Here is a 19,635-nt window from a genome sequence, read left to right on the forward strand (position 1 = left end):
AGTTTTAATCGGAACCGGTGGCGGTTTTCAATCGGAATGGGTGGCTGGTTTGGACTGGAATATGCCAGCAGATACAAATTCACCAAGCCCTCCAGCCAATTGACCTGAGCCCCCTTTTCTCCAAGCCCCGGTAAGGGCGCTTGTGGAAACCGAATTGGCACTTGTGCCTTGATGGGTATTTAATGATCCGGAAAATAGGCTCGACCCAGGCTCTGCTCGACGCGTAGTTCCGGTTGTGCTTACGCTGGCTGTGCGACAGGTTGTTGCCGGGTTTGCCTTTGTCGTTGATGCGCCAATTCAGGCCGAGATGCTGCGAGTCTTTCTTGTCGTCACGGAAGATTTAATCAGCGTTTCCCGCTGCGGCTAAAAGGTCAAATCGGCGCTAGCCGACGGGAAGAAACTCGACTTTGGGCGACTCTGAACATGGACTAGACTCTTTGTTAACGTCGTTCAAAACTTGGCGAAATGGTCCTTGCCGACCAAGCTTGACCCGACAAGAAAACGATTGGCAATTCGCTACTACCTTCACCGTAACCCCAGGAGAGTCTTATGCTGCGCCGCTTTAAACCCCTGATAATCGTCACTGCCACTGCTGCTTTGATCAGCATGAGCGGCTGTGTTGTCAATCCGAATAATTCGAACGGAAGTTCTTATAACCACAATCTTGGTCAGGAGCTTAAAACCATCCTGGTCTACGACTTGAAGGGCAAAAACGTTTATCAAGCGGAAAACGAATTGCGTGATCGCGGATACGGCGAATACGGCCGGGAAGGTTCGCACAGTTGGTGGTTTAACGAGCAAAAAAATGAGTGTTATGAATTCGAAGAAGAGAACAACAAAGTTCATAAGATACATCTGAAAGGCCGGCATGATTGCGAAAATGCCCCGGGTAACCGTTACGGGCGGCATCACGATCAACAGCATAATTCCGAGCATAACCAGCGTTACAACAACCAATACAGCAACGGAAACAACAGCCACTTCGGACAAACGCCAAACAGTTTGTCCGACATGGTGGGTGCCCGTGCCGGACAGGCTGAAGGGGAGTTATCGCGGCGCGGCTACCACTTTTCGCGCTCGTCCTCCTCGGTTGACACGCCAACCCAGTTTTGGCGGGAAAACCACAGCGGCGCGTGCGTATCCATCGTTACAAACGAGGGCCGTTACCAGTCCATCGTCTACACGGCAGCCGATGCTTGCAACTGAGTCAATCCAAACAGGTTGGCCAGAGCCGTAGCTGTTTCGACGGGTGGTCGGCTTTGCTGCATGCACGGGATAGCCGCGGCCCGCCTAGCAAGTAGCCTGGATGGAGCGTAAGCGGAATCCGGGATTTGACGACTCGGAATCCGGCGCGGATTTCTATCGTGCAATCCGGTTGGGTTTTAATTCGATCCTGTGTTCCGCGTTGCTTAATACGGGCTACGACACGAAATTTCCTGATCGCCGGATTAAGCACGTTCGGCTCAATCGCAGGGCCGTAGGCTGAGTAGAGCAACGCGAAACCCAGCGGAGACTTAAATGACCAAGTTTCTTTGCATTTCACGCTAGCGGCCATATTCCCTGTGCGTTGGAGCTCGGCCCACCGACCGGCCGCTGCCCGTTTGGGGTTGTTCGCAAGGGCGCAGGCAATGCCGAAGTCCGGATCAATCGTAACGGCCGCGGCGAGCGGCGTATCGAGTTCATTTCCGGTCAGCCGGCTTTTTACGACGACAATTTGACGTTGATATTCGAGCGCTCCGGCGATTTGTTTTTGATTCGAATCGGAAATGAGGAACGCTACGAAATCCCCGAAGCGGTGGTTACCGGTGGCTAGCGCTTACGGTTTTCGGGCGCTATCCCCGTTTGTAGCGGTAACAAACGTGACCAATTGACATTACCGGCGGATGTTATAGTCCGCAACGACCGGCTTGATTGTCCCTAATCGTCGCTAACTTGAAACAACGGAGTACACCATGACCCAATTACTCAGCTTGCTCACCGGCATCGTGTTAACGTTGAGCCTACTTGCCACCGCCGAGGCGGCGAGCAAACCCGTGCAATTCCCAAAAGGCAAATCCAGCGCAACCATCAAAGGGACTGTGAAAGGCGGCGAGGACGTCGATTACGTGTTGCGAGCCAAGGCCGGCCAAACTTTGAACGTGGATTTTAAAGCCGGCAAAGGCGCGGCCTATTTCAACGTCATCCCGCCAGGCAGCACCTATGAAGCCCTATTTGTGGGTATGAATGAAGGTGACCATTATTCCGGGACGTTACCGAAAGACGGGGATTACATTATTCGCGTCTACCTGAAAGGGAATGCCAAAGACTCAGGCAAACCGGTCAGTTTCACTATTAGCGTGGGTATCCCTGCCAGCAACGCGACTACAGACAGCGCGGACAGCAATGTCAGCCTGACCAGCGCTGCGGAAAAGTCCTGTCTGGCGGCCGTTGCGAAACAAGTCGGCGCCGACAAAAGCCTGCTGAAGATTAAAGACATCTTTTCTTCTGAAGCCGGCATGGCGATTATGGTGCTGGTCCCCGAAGCCACTGCACCCTGGAAATGCTTTTCCGACGTGAGAGGCAATGTGTCGGGGCTAGAATTCACCGGCTCGGAAGGCGCGTTGTAAATCTGCTTTAACCGATCACGCTGACGACTCCTTACCGAGTCGGTCTCCTGCGGCATCGATCTTGTGTTCGTCGAGATCGATGCAGTTTATCCGCTTCACCGCAGCCTCAATGCGCCTGGGCTATTTGGGCCATCGCCTGATAGACATACGCCAGCAAAGGCGGATCGATAAACGTACCAAAGAATAGGTAAGGCTCGGCCTGATGCGCGGCACGAATTTTGGCATGGGTGTCCGGATTGTCGCCGGCGTAGGCGCGGAACAAGCCCAGCCAGGTTCGCGCGAGTGCCTGCATCTCGGGGGCGCTGGGCGGCGTGCCGTCCTCCAAATGCTGGCGGATTGCGGCGATCAGTGGCGGCCAAGCGTCGGCCTGCTTGCCGTAATTCGCGCGCATCACGCTGAATTCGTCGGCACTGAGGTACTTTTCGTAGATCCGCAATTTACTCTCAACGAAAGCGCTTTGAATGTAAGCCACAATGGCCGGAGTGACGCCGGTTTTGGTTTGCATGGTCGGTTCGCTCACCATCATGGCGTTCAGCTTCACCAGCAAGCGGGGATCGCCTTGGGTGTCGCGTACCAGCATGCCTATCCATTGCATCGCCAAGGCCTGAGCCTGTGTGCTGTCCGCATCCAAACCTGTCTGCATCGCGGCTTGTACCTGCTCGACTAATGCCGCCCATTCGCCGGCGGTAGAAGTCTCGTCGATATCCAGCAGCGGCAGGCGCTTCAGATCGTTGGCGGAAAAATATTTATCATACATAGTCATCATCTCTAAAGTGGTTAGCCAATCGGCCAGCTCCGGTTCCTCGCCGCGAGTCAATTGCCGTTTTAACCCGGACAAACGATGGCGCAAAGCTTGGCTTTGGGCAATCTTTCGGTCCAGGGCTTCAAGCTGGCGTTCGACGATAGTCGCAAGATTCAGGTCGGGCGTTGCCAAAATGTCCCCGATCTCGGCCAGTGACAAGCCAAACTGCCTTAAGGCTTGAATTTGATGCAATCTGGCAATGTCGCCCCGCTGATACAGCCGGTAGCCGGTATCGGAGCGCGCGGAAGGTTTAAGCAAACCAATGCTGTCGTAGTGATGCAGGGTGCGGACGGTCAGTCCGCAGCGTTTGGCGAGTTCGCCCACTTTAAGCAACACGATTTGCCTCCTGCCTGATGCGTGCCGTCAGCATAGAGCGTGACGCAACGTCAGGGTCAAGGGCCGTCAGAAAGATAATCCCTTCCCCGACTGCGACTGAATTCGTGAGGTTTTGATGACTCAGCCAAGACCGACTCAAGCCATCACGTCCAGTTTCGTCGGCAAGGCTATCCCATCCAGGCGTTTTACGTTGCCCAGCACCCGTTCCAGAAAGGCGGTGTCTTCGTGACGGCTTTTCCGGAATTCGATCAGCCCCTCGATCTGGCCTAAATAGTCCACCTTCACGTCGCCGGCATCCGCTACGGCGCTTGGGTTGATGGTGGCGGTCGGCATGTAGGGCACGACATCCAGCAAACCATCCACGCCGGACTTGATCAAGGCATTGATTTCGTTTAGCGAGACATTGCGCATATCAACCGTAGGCGGCGACGGCTGTCTATCGCCGGCAGCATCCGTTTTGACTTGCGGTGGAGATGGCAAAGTTTTTCCGCTGACTGTTCGGGTTGCGGCAAGGTTGGGGCTTATGGTGGAAATATTCATGGCAAACTCCGGCTTTTAAGGTGGCGATCCAGCGTATCCAGCAAAATAGGCGCCATTTGCGTGAGTTCGCGCCAACGGCTTTACGCGTGGTCGTTGTCGGCCACCGGTAATATTCGACACAACAAGGCGTACAAGGCCTCCGGCTCCAACGGCTTATGCAGCACCAGATAGCCCTCCTGCTCGGCCTGCGCCAGAGCCGGCGAATCGAACTCACCGCTGATCATGGCTCCGGCGGCTTCCGGACAACGTTCCAACAGCGCTTGGAGTAATTCGAAGCCGCTCTCGCCGGAGCGCAGGCGTTGGTCGCAGAAGATGGCGTCCGGTGCAAAGCCCGCGTCCAGCTCGGCAAAGGCTTCGCCGGCCGAAGCCACGCACACGGCGCTGATGCCCCAGGCGCAGAGCAAGGCTTCCCAGGCGCTGCGGACTTGGGGCTCGTCGTCGACCACCAGACAGCGGCCGTGCAGCCGGGTATCGCCGCCCAGCGCCAAGGGCAGCGTCTCGCGCACCGCCAAGCGGCGCTCGCCGGTCTCTGCCGCCGGCAGCCGCAACCAGAAGCGGGAGCCCCGGCCTTCGTGCGAATTCAAGCCCTGGCTGGCACCCATCAGATCGGCGCAGCGGGCCACCACCGCCAGCCCCAGGCCGTGGCCGGCATTATCGATGCGCCAGGCATGCTCGGGGCGGAAGAACGGCGAATACACCCGCTGCTGATCGGCCTGAGCGATGCCGACCCCGGTATCCCAGACTTCGAATTGCCATTGCCCGGCGCGGCGGCGCACCGCCATCAGCACCCCGCCGCGCTGGGTATAACGCAAGGCGTTCTGCATCAGATTAATCATCGACTGCCGCAGCAACAGCGGATCGGCGTTGACCAACGCCTTGCCGCCGCTGGTGCGGACCCGCAAGTCGATGCTGCGGGCCTGGGCTTCCTCCCGAAACAGGGTCGCGATATCGGTCATCAGCGGATCGATCGCCACCGGTTGCAGTTTCACCGGTTGCGCGCCGAGTTCGATCTTGGACAAATCGAGTAGCGAATTGAACATCTGGGTCACGGACTGCACGCTTTGCCGCAAATCCTGCAGGGCCGGCCGCAACTCGGCGGCGCGGTTACGGCGGGAAATGGATTCGATCAAAAAGCCCATGGCATGCACCGGTTGGCGCAAGTCGTGAGCGGCCGTGGTCAGAAACCGGTTTTTGGCATAGAGCGCCGCTTCGGCTTCTTCTTTGGCTTGCCGGTAATCTTCGGCCAGACGCTTGCTGTCTTCCTCCAGCCTGACCTGTTGCAAAAAGAATTGGTGGGCGATCGCCGAATGGCGGTGAATCGACAAAATGTAGCTGATGCAGAGCGGCATGATCATATGCCAATGCTCGGGGAAGGCCCAAGGCGTCAGCAGCGTGCAGCCGCCCCAGCCGGCATAAAAAAACCGTTTGAAAGATTTGAACACTGGAGATTGATGCGTGGCATTGGCTGCCATGATTGCCGCCAAACTCATATAGAGCAGCAAGGCAAATTCAAACGGCACCCGGCCGGCGATCACCATAACCAGCGCCACTAGGCCCAAGCCATGAGCCCAGGCCATACGCAGAATGATTGGCATCCACCTATTGATCGCATCGGTCGCGCAAAGCGCGCTACGGTCTTGTTGGTATTGCCGAAATTGGAGGCGTACCCCCGCTACTGCGAGCAGATAAGAGATGGTCCAGACCAGCAAACCCCAGGCGTTTTGGTCTAACTGGTATTTCCAGTACACAAAAGGCATGCCGACGAAGGGGATGATGGTAATCCCGAACACCAGCCGGTTGTGGGTCATGTCCAACAGCCGAGCCTGACCGTCCGGCTCCAGGTCTTCGAAGCGTAAGCGGGCGTCTGCAGGAGTAGCTTGGCTCGCCGCAACAGTCATGGATTCTCCAGGCTGCGGCCGCGCAATTTGGTAATCACTTCGATCCGGTTTTTCGCGCCCAGACGTTCTAAGATGCCGGTGACGTGCTCTTTCACCGTGTGCTCCGACAAGGATAGATTCAATGCAATCCGCTTGTTCGGTAAGCCTTTTAACATCATTGCCAACACTTGCCCCTGCCGCGGCGTCAGACCCAACTCGGCGGCGGTGATTGGCAATTCTCGCGCCAGCGTCAACGCCGATGGGGACTGACCGCGGAACCAGATCTCGCCGGCCATCACCGCCGTTACGGCTTTGGCGAAGAGCTTAGGCGCGGCCTGTTTGTGAATGAAACCGTCGGTGCCCGTTGTGGCGATTTTTTCGGCGACGGTTCGGTCGTCGTCCGCGCTGATCGCCAGCACCCGAATCATCGGATGCCGTTGTTTCAATTCGGCCAGCAGTGGCAAGGAAGCGCCGTCCGGCAACCAAAAATCGACCACGGCCAGTGCCGGCGGCTGGTCGGTTTCCAGCAGCGGCCAAAATTCGGCGATAGCCGATACCGGCTGCGCCCGGCTAAAACCGCAATGCGTCACTAAAAAATCGGCGATGCCGTGCGCTACCAGCGGATGGTCGTCCACTACCACTGCCCAAGCCGAGTTGTCCACGATCATGTTCTCCTTGCAATTAAGTTCAGGCGGCCGAAGGTTTTATCTCGGCTCTTCCTGGAGAGTCAAGATTGCTTTTATACATGCAAATGATTTGCATCTTAACAGATTCCAACGGCTAAACTACCCCCACTGCGGTGGGGTTCCACCGCCAAAAACCCTTCTCGATAATGCCCGCCAACTGAAACAATTTTTGGTTATTTTTCCGATTCGGAGCTTATCTTATGAAATTCAAATTGATGGCCAGCGCCGTTATCACTTGCGGCATCTTAGCGGCTCCGGCCGCGCAAGCCCAATTATTCGACCGCGGTGGCGGCCTGATTTACGACAGCGTCCAAAACATCACCTGGCTGGCGGACGCCAACTACGCCAAAACCAGCGGATACGATGAGGATGGGCATATGAACTGGAACGAGGCGAACGCCTGGGTTGACGGCTTGGCGATCCACGACGCGGTTCGCAACGTCACTTACAGCGACTGGCGCTTGCCGACGCTCACCGATTTGGGCAGCCCCGGCTGCAACTACAGTTATAGCGGCAGCGATTGCGGCTACAACGTCGACACCACCAGCTCAGAATTGGCTAGCCTGTATTATGGAGCGCTCGGCAATAAGGCCTTGGTCAACAGCAGCGGCCAGCAACAGTTTGATTATGGTTTGATCGACGATCCGGCCAACCCCAACGACGAGTCGCTGTTTAGCAATCTCCAGTCCGACTACTACTGGTTCGGCACATCCTACTTCAGCTCATCCAGTTTGGCGTGGGGCTTTCGATTGTCCACCGGAGAGCAATATTACTTCTCATCCGCCGGCGGCACGATGAGGGCTTGGGCGGTGCGCGACGGCGATGTGGCGGCTGTGCCGTTACCGGGCGCAGTCTGGCTATTCGGCAGCATGCTGATGGGGTTGCTCTATACGCAACGATCCGGGAGTGGCAAGGTTTAGCCGCTAGAAGCAGCCTGTTCACTTAAAGTTTTGGAGAACTACGTATGAAAAAAACATTGATGGCTGCGCTGTTGACGGCGTCGCTAGGTAGCGGTCTGGCCAATGCGGCGACAACCGTGGTCGACTTCGAAGGCATCCGCGACTGGGATCTGGTCGACGGCTACGGCGGTTTGTCGGGCTGGGAATCGTTTCACGTACAGGTGTCGAGTTACTCAGAATTCGAAGCGCACGGTCCGGAATTGGGCGAGAGCCGTTTGCATGCTACAGCCGGCGAGCTGACGTTCGATCAAGGTCCTGTGATTTTTCAAGGTCTGTATTACAACTATTGGGGCTCCGATACCAACGTCAGTTTTTCGCTGTTTTACCAGGGGGAAAAAGTCTACAGCTCGCCGCTCGATGGCGACAATCAACCGCGCGATATCTATTGGCTGGCATCCGGCTACGCCGGACTGGTCGACAAAATCCAGTTCCACGGCCAGAGCGGCGACGGGTTCATCGTCGACAATCTGACCTATACCACTGCGCCAGTGCCATTGCCGGCCGCAGTCTGGTTGTTCGGCGCCGGCTTGCTCGGGTTGGTCGATATGCGGCGCTGGCGGGCTTAAGGGAACGGTTGCCGCTTGGTGGGCCTGTGTTGTGACAGGTCGATTTCTCAAGTCGGGACGAAAACCATGCAACGGCGCCGGATACCAACGAATCTTGGCGGCGCATTTTTTACCTAGCAAACGAGGAGACAGGTGATGTGGAATACTAGATGCCCCGAGACTGGGATTGGAAAATTGACGGTGCTCGCGCTATTCGCTGCGCTGCCTTATTCGGCTGAGGCGGCGCCGATATTTCTCGGGCCGAGCGCTTATGCAAGCGTTACCGATAGCCCGTTCCACGGACAAAATTTCGGCTATTTTCATCTCGAAGACTTTGAGGATGGCGTGTTGAGCACGCCGGGGGCCAGCCTCCGCGAAGTTTTCACCACTGGTATCACCACCGCGTTCAGCGATTCGGTAGACGGCGACGACGGCATCATCGACGGTGTCGCCAGCGGTCAAACCCGAAGTCTGTTCAGCAATTACAGAACCAGCAGTTTTACTTTCGATTTTTCCGCTGCAGCGCTGGGCGGCGCTCTGCCAACGCACGCCGGCATCGTTTGGACCGATGTCGGGCGAAACAACGGCGGCGCCCCGCGAGCCGCCGACCTGTCGGACAATACTATCTTTGAAGCATTCGACCATTTGGGTCGTTCCTTGGGCGTGTTCGGGCCTTACTCCCTGGGAGATTCCAGTATTTCCCGCACCACCGGCGAGGATCGCTTTTTCGGCGTGATAAACGCCAGCGGCATTTCCGCTATTCGAATTTCCATGCCCGGTAAAAACAATTGGGAGGTGGATCATTTGCAATACGGTTACGCGCCGGTGCCGGTGCCGGCAACGGTATTGCTGTTTCTATCCGGCTTGGGCTGCTTAGGCTTGGCGCGGCGCGGCCAATCGACGGTGAGTCCAAACGGCGACACGCTGGATAGCGTTTCGACTATCGGCTGACCGCCGCCTAGTCGTCGTGCGCTGGCTCAGTAGCATAGGGGCTTCCGGTTTTGGTCTGGGGGATTACCATCTTCCAGCGCACACCGCTAAGCCGCGGATATGCTGAGCCGGCAAGTCCTGCTGTCGCGGACGTATTATCCCGAGAAATCGACCTTATACCTTTCCGGTCTCAGAAAGAAACTGACGCAACAGCGTGTACAGCGCCTCCGGCTCCAACGGCTTATGCAGCACCAGATAGCCCTCCTGTTCGGCCTGCGCCAGGGCTGGCGAATCGAACTCGCCGCTGATCATGGCTCCGGCGGCTTCCGGGCAACGTTCCAACAGCGCTTGCAGTAATTCGAAGCCGCTCTCGCCGGAGCGCAGGCGCTGGTCGCAGAAGATGGCGTCCGGTGCAAAGCCCGCGTCCAGCTCGGCAAAGGCTTCGCCGGCCGAAGCCACGCAGACGGCGCTGATGCCCCAGGCGCAGAGCAAGGCTTCCCAGGCGCTGCGGACTTGCGGCTCGTCGTCGACCACCAGACAGCGGCCGTGCAGCCGGGTATCGCCGCCCAGCGCCAAGGGCAGCGTATCGCGCACCGCCAAGCGGCGCTCGCCGGTCTCCGCCGCCGGCAGCCGCAACCAGAAGCGGGAGCCCCGGCCTTCGTGCGAATTCAAGCCCTGGCTGGCACCCATCAGATCGGCGCAGCGGGCCACCACCGCCAGCCCCAGGCCATGGCCGGCATTGTCGATGCGCCAGGCATGCTCGGGGCGGAAGAACGGCGAATACACCCGCTGCTGATCGGCCTGAGCGATGCCGACCCCGGTATCCCAGACTTCGAATTGCCATTGCCCGGCCCGGCGGCGCACCGCCATCAGCACCCCGCCGCGCTGGGTATAGCGCAACGCGTTCTGCATCAGATTAATCATCGACTGCCGCAGCAACAACGGATCGGCGTTGACCAACGCCTTGCCGCCGCTGGTGCGGACCCGCAAGTCGATATTGCGGGCCTGGGCTTCCTCGCGAAACAAGATAGCGATATCGGCCATCAGCGGGTCGACGGATACCGGTTGCAGTTTGACCGGTTGCGCGCCGAGTTCGATCTTGGACAAATCGAGTAACGAATTGAACATCTGGGTCACGGACTGCACGCTTTGCCGCAAATCCTGCAGGGCCGGCCGCAACTCGGCGGCGCGGTTACGGCGGGAAATGGATTCGATCAAAAAGCCCATGGCATGCACCGGTTGGCGCAAGTCGTGAGCGGCGGTGGTCAGAAACCGGTTTTTGGCATAGAGCGCCGCTTCGGCTTCTTCTTTGGCTTGTCGGTAACCTTGCTCCAGCAAAATCTGCTGCAGAAAAAAGCGATGGACCAGTATGGCGTGTTTGTAGATCGAGAAGATATACAAGGCGGTCAACGGCATCACGTAGGGCCAATGTTCCGGAAATACCCAAGGGATTAAGATGGTTGTAATGCCCCAGCCGGCGGCGAAAAATCGCTTAAAACAACTGAGTACCGGCGACTGATGAGTGGCATTGCCGGCCACAATCGAGGCGCTGGTGACCAAAAACAGGATGGCAAACTCGAACGGGTAAGGCGCGCAGGACATGATTACTATCGGTAGCGACAAACCGAATCCATAGACTAGCGCCAGTCCATGCACCCGCGGTAACCAATGGCTGATCGCCTGCTCGGCGTCCAATCGCGTGCAATCGGCCTTGAAACGGTTAAACAGCAGTTTCACCAATAGCGCTACCAGGCTGAAGCAACCGGCCCAAGTCCAAAACGGCACTGCACTCCTGCCGATTTGGTGTAACCAGACGATGAAAGGGGTTGCCACCACCGGGAATAAACTGAAACCCAACACGATGCGGGCGAAGCTGAGGTCCAATAGGCGCAATTGGCCGCTGGCGCTGATTTCCGACAAGCTACCCGCGCCTTGTCGAGCCGATTTCGCAATAAGTTTTGCCATTTCGCTACTCCAATACCGGTCAGGTGATTGCGGTGCCCGTATCTTTCCGAATTAATCCGTTTGCCAAGAGGCGGGCCGGCTGTCGGCAGCGGTGCAACGGGCGGCAAAGTCGAGCGGGCAATCTTGCCAAACCGCCGCGACAGAGTCGATCCGCTTGCACCGGCGCAGCGGATTATGTGCGCTTTTTAGAGCGAGAGGCAGCTATCGCAATCAGGCCGGATAGAAACGGCCATACCGCGGCTGGCAATGGCACCGGCGCCAATCTGGCTGACCAGTTATTGCTTGGAATGACCGGTCCGCTCCAGGTGCCGTTGATAATTTCCGTGCCGGATACAGCCAATTCCGCGAAGTAATTCGTCAAGCCGATGCCGCGCGCCGGTTGTACGATCTCGAATCCGGATAATTCGATTTCCCGATTGGCGAAAAGGGTTCCGGTGAACCGCTCGCGGCCGAATGAGCCGTTACTGCCCACCCAATCGAAATATCCGGTCAAGGACAGACTCTCCCCGATCGCTATTTGCGTTTCGAACACCAGGGTCGAACCGTTCCAGCTGACGCCGCTGGTGTCGCCCCCGGATACTAGCCAGGTACCGGAAGTCAAATCGACATTTACCGGAGCGGCATTCGCCGTTTGCGAAACCATCGCCAGAAGAACGAGAAGCAGCGTAAGCAAACGGATAGCGTTATTTTTTAAATTCATTGTTTGTACTCCAAAAAGGTAGAGGGTATTTAGAAATCTTTGAGTTGTTGGATATCTGGGTATCTGCTACCTCCTTCGGTCGCCTGCCGTTGCAATGAGTTTGAGTGGCGCCTGCGTTCCGTCGCCCCGCTTTTGGAGGCTGATGTGCATGCTCCATGCTGATGTCAGCGGCCAATCCCCAGTCTTCCAAATAGGTTGCGGTGCCGGGTAACGGCGGCAACCGGAACGGAAGCCGCCGTTACCTGACAAACCTTTCGATCTGCCGCTGGCAATCGGCCGCCGCGATGGGCGCTGGCCGGCAAGCGTCGTATGGCTCCGTTCGGCGTGAAGTGGCATAAGCGGAAGACGTGGTATTCAGCAAACACGCCGGATCTCGACATTGGCGTTGTTAGGTGACTTGGCCGCCCATGCCAATCGAATTTCAGACAATTCGTTCCAAATCAAACCTGGTTAAAACATACAATTAAATTGCATCTTAACAGGCCGGCTACGGTTTTCGATACCCCACTCCGGTAGGGTTCCCCAGCGCCATTTGCCTTTCGATAATGCCGGCCAGGCTTGGCATCCTTGACCGGTTTACCGAGTTGACGAATCCGCTCGAGAACTACTGTTTGGAGAAAAATGATGAAACCTAAAGCTTTTCGCACATGGCTGGCCTTGCTCGGCTCGCTGGCTGCCGGCAGTGTGCAGGCGCAGCTATTCGACCGCGGCGGCGGTCTGATCTACGACAGCGACCTTGATGTTACCTGGCTGGCCGACGCCAACTACGCCAATACCAGCGGCGCCTATACCCCCGGCAAGATGAGTTGGCAAAACGCCGTGGCCTGGGTGGATGGGCTGAGCTACGCGGATAGCGTGCGCGGCACCACCTACGACGACTGGCGTTTGCCGACTTTCCAAGACTTGGGCGCGGCGGGCTGCGACTACGGCTACAGCGGCACCGACTGCGGTTTCAACGTCGCCTTAACCAGCTCGGAACTGGCCCATTTGTTCTACGGCGATTTTGGGAACAAGGGCTTTTCTGATTCGCGCGGCTTGCCCCAGCCCGGCTACGGTCTGGTCGACGATCCGGCCACGGCCGACGACGAAAGCCTGTTCAGCAATCTTCAGTCCTTCAGTTATTGGCTGGGCACCAGTTACAGCGGCGACAGCAACAAAGCCTGGTATCTGAGCACCGCGACCGGTATGCAAAACTACATCGGCAAAGGTAGCCAATTTTACGTCCTGGCCGTGCGCGACGGCGATGTCACCGCAGTACCGAACCCGGAAAGCTATGTCCTGTTTTTATCCGGCCTGGGCCTGATGGCCGGGCGGATCGGGCGCCGTCGCAGCGGCGCCAGTCCGATTGAACCGATCCACTTGCAAGGAAAAATCCTATGAATTGTAAACACACCTTATTGGCGGTCGCGATGGCTGCCACGATCAACTTGACTGACGCGCAAGCGGCGTTACTCGACCGCGGCGGCGGCATGCTGTACGACACCGTCCTGAACGTGACCTGGCTGCAGGACGCCAATTACGCCAAGACCAGCGGCTACGACGCCGACGGCAAGATGAATTGGTACGAAGCGACGGCGTGGGCGGAACAACTGGAGTTCGGCGGCTTCGGCGACTGGCGGCTGGCCAGCATCAAACCGGTCAACGGGATTGCCTACAACGAGAACTTTTCCAACGACGGTTCTACCGATTACTCCTGGAATGTTACCAGTCCGAACTCGGAACTGGGGTATATGTACTTCGTCAACCTGGGGTTGACCTCGTATGTTTTCGCGGACGGGACCGAAAATCCGAATTTCGGTATTTACCGCGACGGCCGCACCGGCGGCCAAACCGATGTCGGCTTGGTCAAAAATCTGCAATCGGATAATTACTGGTCCGGCAACGAGGTACCTAGCCGTACCGACGAAGCCTGGTTTTTCCCGACCACGATAGGCATGCAACAAACTTGGTACAAAAACAATCTCGCCTCAAGCATGTATGCCTGGGCAGTCCGCGACGGCGACGTTGCGGCGGTACCGCTCCCCGCTGCGGTCTGGCTGTTCGGCGCCGGTCTGGCCGGACTGTTGGGCAACGGCAGACGGCGCCTGACAGACTGAATAGCACGCTTCAATTAAGAAAATTCAACCAGGAAATCCAATGACGAATCAAAAAATTTGGCTGTATGCCGGTTTGTTTTTAACGCTTGGCGGCTGCGCGGCCTGGGCCGTGACCCAAGACGCGCTGGTGGATCGCACCGCCCACGCCCTGGGACTGGAAAAGAACCAGTTCAAAATCGAGAACCGGGTGGACGACGGCGTCACCACCCGCTATTCGGTGAAGACCGACAGCGGTCTGCAATACAATTGCTACGTCGGCGGCTCGATCTCGGTGCTGGGGCGGATGGTTTCGGAAGCGATCTGCAGCAAAAAAGGCGAGCCGGCCAGAAATCCGCTGTTGGGCCAATGACGCGATTTCTGCAATGTGGGCTAGCCGTGCAGGCGGTATCGAACCGAGATCGCCGCGGCGGCGCTGCCGTCCCTGCAACTTCGGTTGATCGATTGCATCCCCGGCGATGAAACTAGCGATTTCGAACGCGGCCATGCTGCCCTTGTTGGCCGGCCTGCTGAACGGCTGTGGCGGGAACCTTCCCCAGGTGGCGACGACCAATGTCACCGGCCGCCAAGTGGAATTTGCTTTGAGCCGGCACGATACCTTGCCGGTGGTGTTCGAAACCGGGCTGGGTGGACACTTCACTTGGTGGGAGGAGGTCTATCCGCCAATCGCCGAGTCGGCAACGGCCTTGGTTTACAACCGCGCCGGCATCGGCAACAGCGATGCAGTCGCATCGCCGCGCGACGGTCGCCATGTGGTGCAAGAGCTGCGCGAATTGCTGATTAGCCAGAAACTGGCGCCGCCCTATGTTCTGGTTGGCCATTCGTTGGGCGGTTTGTACCTGCAATGGTATGCCCGTTACTATCCGCAGGAAGTTGCGGCTTTGATTCTGGTGGATTCCACCCATCCAGCGCAACTGAAAGGCCAGGGGGCTGTGGAACATTGGCCGTTTTGGTGGCGTTGGCTGTTCGAAGTATCGTTGTCGGCCGCGGCCGAAGGCGAGTTTGCCGAAATCGATCGGACCGGCGATGAAGTACTCGCGGCGTCGGCATTTGGCGCCGTGCCGGTGATTGTGCTGAGCGCGGCGCAACCGTTGGCCGATACGTCGTCACTGGCCGTCGATAGCAATCGCAAACGAATGGAGCTGGCCCGGCTCTATCCGGGCGCAATTCAAATTTGGGTGGACAGCGGCCACGCCATGCCGCTGGAACGACCGGAGCCTATCATTTCGGCGATTCGCGAGGTGCTGGCCGCGGTACAGCCCAAGTCCGAACCGGTAACGACGCGGTCGGCGCAAACGCCGGCAGGCGCCGACACTTCGCGCTAAGCCGCTAGCCGGCCTGCGCCAGCAGCCTGGGCAACAACTCCTCGCGTTGGCCGATATCCAGTTTGGTGTAGATTTTGCCGATGTGGTCTTTGACCGTGGTCAGTTTGATGTGCAGGCGTTTGGCAATGTGATCGTAAGACAAGCCTTCGGCAACGCATTGCGCGACTTCCTGTTGCATCGGCGACAGCGGCAAGTCCTGCATCGCCCGCAGAATTTTCAAGGCCACCGGTTCCTGGTGTTCGATGGTGACGCCGATCAGTTGGGAGCCTTGGTCCTGGCAATCGAACAGGCGGTAAGCGCGGAACCAAAATCGGCCGTAAGGGTTGAGGTGGCAGAACTGCGGCGGCGGTACGTTTTGGCCGCGATAAACGGCGGTGAGATTGGCGCAAAGTTGCGAGAGACGGCTCAACAAACGGTCTTCGCGGCGGCCGTCGACCAACAGGCGGGGTAATCTGGCCATACTTAATAACTGTTCGGCTTCCCGGCTTTGGCTCAGCAGTTCGCCGTTGCTGTTCATGATCATCATGCCGGTACGGCCGTTCTCGCTGTATTGCGGCTCGGCATGGGCGGTATTACCCAAGGCGTGGACGATGTATTGCTGCACGTGTCCGAGCAGCATTTGTTCCTTGGTGCCGAACGGAGCCTGGTTTTTGCTGCGGTATAAACCCAACACGCCGACCGGCCGCCCGTTTTGCGCTACCGGCATCCATAACACGTGGTGCATATCGAACGGCCGGTAAACCAAGTTGTACATGTCGCTACGGTAAAATTCGGGGTCGACGGTGCGAGCGTCGGCGATTGCCGGGTGGTCTTTAAACCAGGCAATCGCCCGTTGCTGCCTTTCCTGAGTGTGGAATTCGGCGACGATGGCCGGAATGGTGTCGCGCATCCCGGCCAAATCGAAACCGGCGATGTGGTACTGCGGGTAGAGTCTGGCGTCGGTACCGGAAAACGTATTGTGGTGCGATTGAATCAGAGCCGGCAATGCCCGCAAGAATTCGGCAATCACAATCTCCTTACTCAAACCCGAACAGCACAGCCGGCGCAGATAGGCGATTGCGTTAGATTGTTTCATGGCTTATTTCCCCCACTGGTTATTGTTTTGGGCCGGTCGCCAAACGCTGGTGCTTGCCGGCCTTGCAGTTTCGGGAAAAAGTATGCTGGTATTCGGTAGCCCTAGAAAATATGGCTGACAGCCTATGCCTTTCGGGGTAATCGGCTTTTATGTTAGGGCTTTGTCTGTCTCGATCTTAGCGATAGGCGGGCTTGCAATCTCGGGCCTTGCGCGCCGTTTGCGGCCGGCAGCCGGCCGAGCGCGCTAAGAGGCTAGTCCGAAAGAGATAGGCCGTCGTATCGATTGCAGGGCAGCCACTCAGCCATTATCCTGCAGCCAGCGAAAATGCTCACCCGATCAAGCTCAGCAGGATCAGCCATGAATAACTCGGACCGGAATCTCGAAGCGCAAATTGAAGTGGAACGGCTATGGGTGACGACCCGGCAGGGCAAATATGTGTTTTTTGTGATGCTGCCGTTTACGATCTTGATTGTGGTCGGCTTGTGGCAGACCGCCGCCCATGGCCTGCTGTTGCTTTGGGCTTTGGTTTTGACGGGTATCAACCTGTTTCGCTGGGTTGTCCTGCACTATTACCACGTGCATAAAACGGCGTTGGTCGACAACGTGCCGAAATTCAAACGCCTGATTATGCTGGGTGCCGCGCTCAACGGTTTTTGGTGGGTCATGTGCCAGGTGTTTTTTTTGGACGCCAACGATCCGGTCAACGTGCTGGTGATTACCGTGCCGACGATCACCCAGGTTGTCGGGGTCATGTTGACCTGGTTTACCTATTTTCCGGCAGTGTTGGTCGTCAACATTCCGGCGACGATTGCGATCGACTATTTCCTGTTAAGCGAAGGCGGCGGCAACTACATCGTACCGGCCATCATTTTTTCGGTGCTGCCGATTATCAGCATTCCCAGCTCGCTAAGGCTGGCCGGGATGCTGAACCATGCCCTCCGCCTGAATTTCGAAAATGCCGCCTTACGCCGCGAGTCCGAGGAAAAATCCCTGTTGCTGGAAACGGCGCTGGAAAATATGGGGCAGGGCATCACGATGTCGGATACGGACGATCTGCTGCGCATGTGGAACCGCCAATTTACCGCCTTGCTGGGCGACGGAGCTGGCACTGTGGACAGCCATGCCAGGCTTTCAGAGTTATTGGCGGCCGCCAACCCGCCGATTGCGATCAGCGCGGAAGGCTCGAGCAATTATCGCGGTCCTGACGGCAAGGTCTACGAAATCCGCCAATCCGGGTTGGCGCACGGCGGCCGAGTTGTCACTTACACCGACATCAGCGATTTAATCAAACGCGAACAAGCTTTGGAAAAAGCCAAGCGCGAGGCCGAACAGGCCAATGCTGCCAAAACCCGGTTTCTGGCTTCGGCCAGCCACGATTTGCGTCAGCCGATACACGCACTGGGCCTGTTCTTCGCCGAATTGTCCGACCGGGTGGCGGCGCCGGAAACCCAGGGTTTGCTGGCCCAGATTGACGATTCGATCGCCGCGATCAATTCGATGCTGAATGCTTTACTGGACGTATCGAAATTGGATGCCGGCGTGGTCAAGCCGGCGATCGAGCCGTTCGCGCTGGATGACTTATTCCAACGCCTGCAAAGCGAATTTCAGCCGATCGCCGCGGAAAACCGCAACCAGCTCAAGATTCGCCACGCCCCATTGCTGGTCAACACCGACCCGGCCATGCTGGAGCGGATGTTACGCAATCTGATCGGGAACGCGTTACGCCATACCGGGCATGGCCGGGTATTGGTCGCTGCCCGCCGGCGTTGCGGCAGTGCCGAAATCCAGGTCATCGATACCGGCCCCGGTATTCCGGACAATCAGCTCGACGAGATCTTCGTCGAATTTCATCAACTGCATAATCCGGCCCGCGACCGCCGGCAAGGGTTGGGGTTGGGCTTGGCTATCGTCAAGCGTCTGGCGAAACTGCTGAACCATAAGATTCGAGTCAAATCCCGCTTGGGCCACGGCTCTTGTTTCTGTTTGACCTTGCCGTTGGTGGCGGAAGCCGCGATCACCTTGCCCGGTCCCGAGCCGCAAAATGCAGTGTCGCCGTTACATTTGCTGGAGGATAGACGGTTGTTGGTGATCGACGACGATGTCGCGGTGCGGGACGGCATGCGCGGCCTGCTGAGCCGTTGGGGCTGCCGCGTGTTTGCCGCGGCCGACCTGTACCAGGCTTTGGCCGAGATCGACGATCATCAATTGCGGCCCGAATTGGCGATCGTCGATTACCGCTTGCCGGGCGATTTGTCGGGGATCGAGGTGGCGCGGGAACTGCGCCGCCGGTTGGCATATCCGCTGCCGATACTGATCGTCACCGGCGATACCGGGCCGGAACGTTTGCGCGAAGCCGATGCCAGCGGTTTTCCGTTACTGCACAAACCGGTGCAACCGGCCAAGCTGCGCAGTACCTTGCAGTATATGCTCAGCAAACCCGGTAGGGACTGAGCTCGGCGGAATCAGAGTCCTGTGGCCAGCGGCAACAGGCCGAGCCGAGCCGCCGCGGTGACGGCTTGGGTGCGATTGCCGGCATCCAGCGCGCGTAAGATCGCTGCGACATGCAGTTTCACGGTGCCTTCGGCCAGATTCAAGCGGCGGGCGATCGATTTATTGGGCAGGCCTTGCGCCATCAGTTCCAGTACCTCGATCTGGCGTGCGGTCAACGGGTGTTGGCCGGCATCGGTCTCGACTTTCAGCGTTGGCGCAACGTCGAGCTTGCCGAGCAGGCGCGGCGGAACGTAAATATCGCCCTGCAACACGATGCGCAAGGCAGTCAACATCTCGTGCCCGCTGCAAGATTTCGGAATGTAGCCGACCGCACCGGATTCCAGGGCGGCGTTGACGTGCTGCGAGCTTTCCGAGCCGGACAAAACCACGATAGGCACGGTCGGCGCCTGCTCCCGCATGCCCGGTAGGGCGCTGAGGCCGTCTTGTCCCGGCAGATCGATGTCGAGCAACACCAAATCCAAATTGCGGCGGTGGCTGAGCAGATTCGAGGCTTCGCCGGTATTGGCCGCTTCGTGGACCAGCACGTTGTTGTCCAGTTGCTTTAACACATGCAACAGCGCTTCCCGAAACAAGGTGTGGTCGTCGACGATTAATATTTGCATGGTTGGGACAAGTCCTGAAAGGTAACGGGTGGCCGCCGTCGGCGAGACATTCAGTCGAGGGTTGCGGCTTAGATTAGCCCGAT

At 57.8% G+C, this 19,635-nt stretch carries 19 protein-coding genes and 1 pseudogene; 11 read left to right on the plus strand and 9 right to left on the minus strand.

Going from position 1 to position 19,635, the window contains the following annotated elements:
* Nucleotides 1–65 precede the first annotated feature (65 nt).
* A pseudogene (locus AC0IM9_RS12280) lies at nt 66–331 on the minus strand (IS5/IS1182 family transposase); the annotation flags it as partial.
* Between the two features lie 218 nt (nt 332–549).
* Between AC0IM9_RS12280 and AC0IM9_RS12285 the strand changes: the two are divergent.
* From AC0IM9_RS12285 to AC0IM9_RS12295, 3 genes are all read left to right on the plus strand, one after another.
* Nucleotides 550–1,206 carry a hypothetical protein gene (locus tag AC0IM9_RS12285; RefSeq protein ID WP_482804188.1) on the plus strand — a complete coding sequence of 219 codons (657 nt, stop codon included), beginning with the start codon at nt 550–552 and terminating at the stop codon, nt 1,204–1,206.
* 361 nt (nt 1,207–1,567) lie between these two features.
* Nucleotides 1,568–1,813 carry a hypothetical protein gene (locus AC0IM9_RS12290; protein ID WP_482804189.1) on the plus strand — a complete coding sequence of 82 codons (246 nt, stop codon included), beginning with the start codon at nt 1,568–1,570 and terminating at the stop codon, nt 1,811–1,813.
* Between the two features lie 139 nt (nt 1,814–1,952).
* The gene (locus AC0IM9_RS12295; protein WP_482804190.1) at nt 1,953–2,606 is read left to right on the plus strand and encodes a hypothetical protein; all 654 of its coding nucleotides are present in this window, start codon (nt 1,953–1,955) and stop codon (nt 2,604–2,606) included.
* 106 nt (nt 2,607–2,712) lie between these two features.
* Here AC0IM9_RS12295 and AC0IM9_RS12300 read toward each other — a convergent pair whose 3' ends face one another.
* From AC0IM9_RS12300 to AC0IM9_RS12315, 4 genes are all read right to left on the minus strand, one after another.
* A complete protein-coding gene (locus AC0IM9_RS12300) occupies nt 2,713–3,744 on the minus strand; it encodes a MerR family transcriptional regulator (protein ID WP_482804191.1) in 1,032 nt (343 codons plus the stop codon).
* A 135-nt stretch (nt 3,745–3,879) separates the two neighbouring features.
* Entirely contained in the window at nt 3,880–4,224 is a 345-nt protein-coding gene (locus AC0IM9_RS12305; RefSeq protein WP_482804192.1) for a hypothetical protein, read from the minus strand.
* Nucleotides 4,225–4,364: 140 nt separating this feature from the next.
* Nucleotides 4,365–6,182 (minus strand): sensor histidine kinase, encoded by a 1,818-nt coding sequence (locus AC0IM9_RS12310; RefSeq protein ID WP_482804193.1) that lies wholly within the window; start codon nt 6,180–6,182, stop codon nt 4,365–4,367.
* Nucleotides 6,179–6,823: a LuxR C-terminal-related transcriptional regulator gene (locus tag AC0IM9_RS12315; RefSeq protein ID WP_482804194.1), complete on the minus strand. Its 645-nt coding sequence runs from the start codon at nt 6,821–6,823 to the stop codon at nt 6,179–6,181. The genes AC0IM9_RS12310 and AC0IM9_RS12315 overlap by 4 nt, the downstream gene beginning before the upstream one ends.
* Nucleotides 6,824–7,047: 224 nt before the next feature.
* Between AC0IM9_RS12315 and AC0IM9_RS12320 the strand changes: the two genes are divergently transcribed.
* From AC0IM9_RS12320 to AC0IM9_RS12330, 3 genes are all read left to right on the plus strand, one after another.
* Entirely contained in the window at nt 7,048–7,767 is a 720-nt protein-coding gene (locus AC0IM9_RS12320; RefSeq protein WP_482804195.1) for an Lcl domain-containing protein, read from the plus strand.
* A 44-nt stretch (nt 7,768–7,811) separates the two neighbouring features.
* A complete protein-coding gene (locus tag AC0IM9_RS12325) occupies nt 7,812–8,372 on the plus strand; it encodes a VPLPA-CTERM sorting domain-containing protein (protein ID WP_482804196.1) in 561 nt (186 codons plus the stop codon).
* A gap of 135 nt (nt 8,373–8,507) precedes the next feature.
* Nucleotides 8,508–9,302 carry a VPLPA-CTERM sorting domain-containing protein gene (locus tag AC0IM9_RS12330; protein ID WP_482804197.1) on the plus strand — a complete coding sequence of 265 codons (795 nt, stop codon included), beginning with the start codon at nt 8,508–8,510 and terminating at the stop codon, nt 9,300–9,302.
* A 153-nt stretch (nt 9,303–9,455) separates the two neighbouring features.
* Here AC0IM9_RS12330 and AC0IM9_RS12335 read toward each other — a convergent pair whose 3' ends face one another.
* Nucleotides 9,456–11,246 (minus strand): sensor histidine kinase, encoded by a 1,791-nt coding sequence (locus tag AC0IM9_RS12335; RefSeq protein ID WP_482804198.1) that lies wholly within the window; start codon nt 11,244–11,246, stop codon nt 9,456–9,458.
* Between the two features lie 172 nt (nt 11,247–11,418).
* Nucleotides 11,419–11,946 (minus strand): hypothetical protein, encoded by a 528-nt coding sequence (locus tag AC0IM9_RS12340; RefSeq protein ID WP_482804199.1) that lies wholly within the window; start codon nt 11,944–11,946, stop codon nt 11,419–11,421.
* A gap of 621 nt (nt 11,947–12,567) precedes the next feature.
* Here AC0IM9_RS12340 and AC0IM9_RS12345 point away from each other — a divergent pair.
* The 4 genes from AC0IM9_RS12345 to AC0IM9_RS12360 all read left to right on the plus strand — a co-directional run bounded on the left by AC0IM9_RS12345 (nt 12,568) and on the right by AC0IM9_RS12360 (nt 15,364).
* Nucleotides 12,568–13,326 carry an Lcl domain-containing protein gene (locus AC0IM9_RS12345; RefSeq protein WP_482804200.1) on the plus strand — a complete coding sequence of 253 codons (759 nt, stop codon included), beginning with the start codon at nt 12,568–12,570 and terminating at the stop codon, nt 13,324–13,326.
* A complete protein-coding gene (locus AC0IM9_RS12350; RefSeq protein ID WP_482804201.1) occupies nt 13,323–14,042 on the plus strand; it encodes a hypothetical protein in 720 nt (239 codons plus the stop codon). The genes AC0IM9_RS12345 and AC0IM9_RS12350 overlap by 4 nt, the downstream gene beginning before the upstream one ends.
* Nucleotides 14,043–14,082: 40 nt before the next feature.
* Entirely contained in the window at nt 14,083–14,391 is a 309-nt protein-coding gene (locus tag AC0IM9_RS12355) for a hypothetical protein (RefSeq protein WP_482804202.1), read from the plus strand.
* Between the two features lie 106 nt (nt 14,392–14,497).
* On the plus strand, nt 14,498–15,364 hold the full coding sequence (locus AC0IM9_RS12360) for an alpha/beta fold hydrolase (protein ID WP_482804203.1): 867 nt from the start codon (nt 14,498–14,500) through the stop codon (nt 15,362–15,364).
* A gap of 4 nt (nt 15,365–15,368) precedes the next feature.
* Here AC0IM9_RS12360 and AC0IM9_RS12365 read toward each other — a convergent pair whose 3' ends face one another.
* A complete protein-coding gene (locus tag AC0IM9_RS12365) occupies nt 15,369–16,439 on the minus strand; it encodes a helix-turn-helix transcriptional regulator (RefSeq protein WP_482804204.1) in 1,071 nt (356 codons plus the stop codon).
* A gap of 357 nt (nt 16,440–16,796) precedes the next feature.
* Here AC0IM9_RS12365 and AC0IM9_RS12370 point away from each other — a divergent pair, with 357 nt between their 5' ends.
* Nucleotides 16,797–18,890, plus strand: a complete 2,094-nt coding sequence (locus AC0IM9_RS12370; protein ID WP_482804205.1) for a hybrid sensor histidine kinase/response regulator — start codon at nt 16,797–16,799, stop codon at nt 18,888–18,890.
* An 11-nt stretch (nt 18,891–18,901) separates the two neighbouring features.
* On the opposite strand, the gene AC0IM9_RS12375 is transcribed toward AC0IM9_RS12370, so the two are convergent.
* Nucleotides 18,902–19,552, minus strand: coding sequence for a response regulator (locus AC0IM9_RS12375; RefSeq protein ID WP_278209656.1), 651 nt, complete (start codon nt 19,550–19,552; stop codon nt 18,902–18,904).
* Nucleotides 19,553–19,635 lie beyond the last annotated feature (83 nt).

It is taken from the genome of Methylomonas sp. Uni0011, from assembly GCF_056850255.1.

Bases quoted from the DNA above. Each gene is read 5' to 3' on its own strand.
- AC0IM9_RS12355 (WP_482804202.1), top strand. From the start codon at position 14,083: ATGACGAATCAAAAAATTTGGCTGTATGCCGGTTTGTTTTTAACGCTT.
- AC0IM9_RS12350 (WP_482804201.1), top strand. From the start codon at position 13,323: ATGAATTGTAAACACACCTTATTGGCGGTCGCGATGGCTGCCACGATC.
- AC0IM9_RS12285 (WP_482804188.1), top strand. From the start codon at position 550: ATGCTGCGCCGCTTTAAACCCCTGATAATCGTCACTGCCACTGCTGCT.
- AC0IM9_RS12310 (WP_482804193.1), bottom strand. From the start codon at position 6,182: ATGACTGTTGCGGCGAGCCAAGCTACTCCTGCAGACGCCCGCTTACGC.
- AC0IM9_RS12320 (WP_482804195.1), top strand. From the start codon at position 7,048: ATGAAATTCAAATTGATGGCCAGCGCCGTTATCACTTGCGGCATCTTA.
- AC0IM9_RS12330 (WP_482804197.1), top strand. From the start codon at position 8,508: ATGTGGAATACTAGATGCCCCGAGACTGGGATTGGAAAATTGACGGTG.
- AC0IM9_RS12365 (WP_482804204.1), bottom strand. From the start codon at position 16,439: ATGAAACAATCTAACGCAATCGCCTATCTGCGCCGGCTGTGCTGTTCG.
- AC0IM9_RS12295 (WP_482804190.1), top strand. From the start codon at position 1,953: ATGACCCAATTACTCAGCTTGCTCACCGGCATCGTGTTAACGTTGAGC.
- AC0IM9_RS12345 (WP_482804200.1), top strand. From the start codon at position 12,568: ATGATGAAACCTAAAGCTTTTCGCACATGGCTGGCCTTGCTCGGCTCG.
- AC0IM9_RS12335 (WP_482804198.1), bottom strand. From the start codon at position 11,246: ATGGCAAAACTTATTGCGAAATCGGCTCGACAAGGCGCGGGTAGCTTG.
- AC0IM9_RS12360 (WP_482804203.1), top strand. From the start codon at position 14,498: ATGAAACTAGCGATTTCGAACGCGGCCATGCTGCCCTTGTTGGCCGGC.
- AC0IM9_RS12325 (WP_482804196.1), top strand. From the start codon at position 7,812: ATGAAAAAAACATTGATGGCTGCGCTGTTGACGGCGTCGCTAGGTAGC.
- AC0IM9_RS12375 (WP_278209656.1), bottom strand. From the start codon at position 19,552: ATGCAAATATTAATCGTCGACGACCACACCTTGTTTCGGGAAGCGCTG.
- AC0IM9_RS12340 (WP_482804199.1), bottom strand. From the start codon at position 11,946: ATGAATTTAAAAAATAACGCTATCCGTTTGCTTACGCTGCTTCTCGTT.
- AC0IM9_RS12370 (WP_482804205.1), top strand. From the start codon at position 16,797: ATGAATAACTCGGACCGGAATCTCGAAGCGCAAATTGAAGTGGAACGG.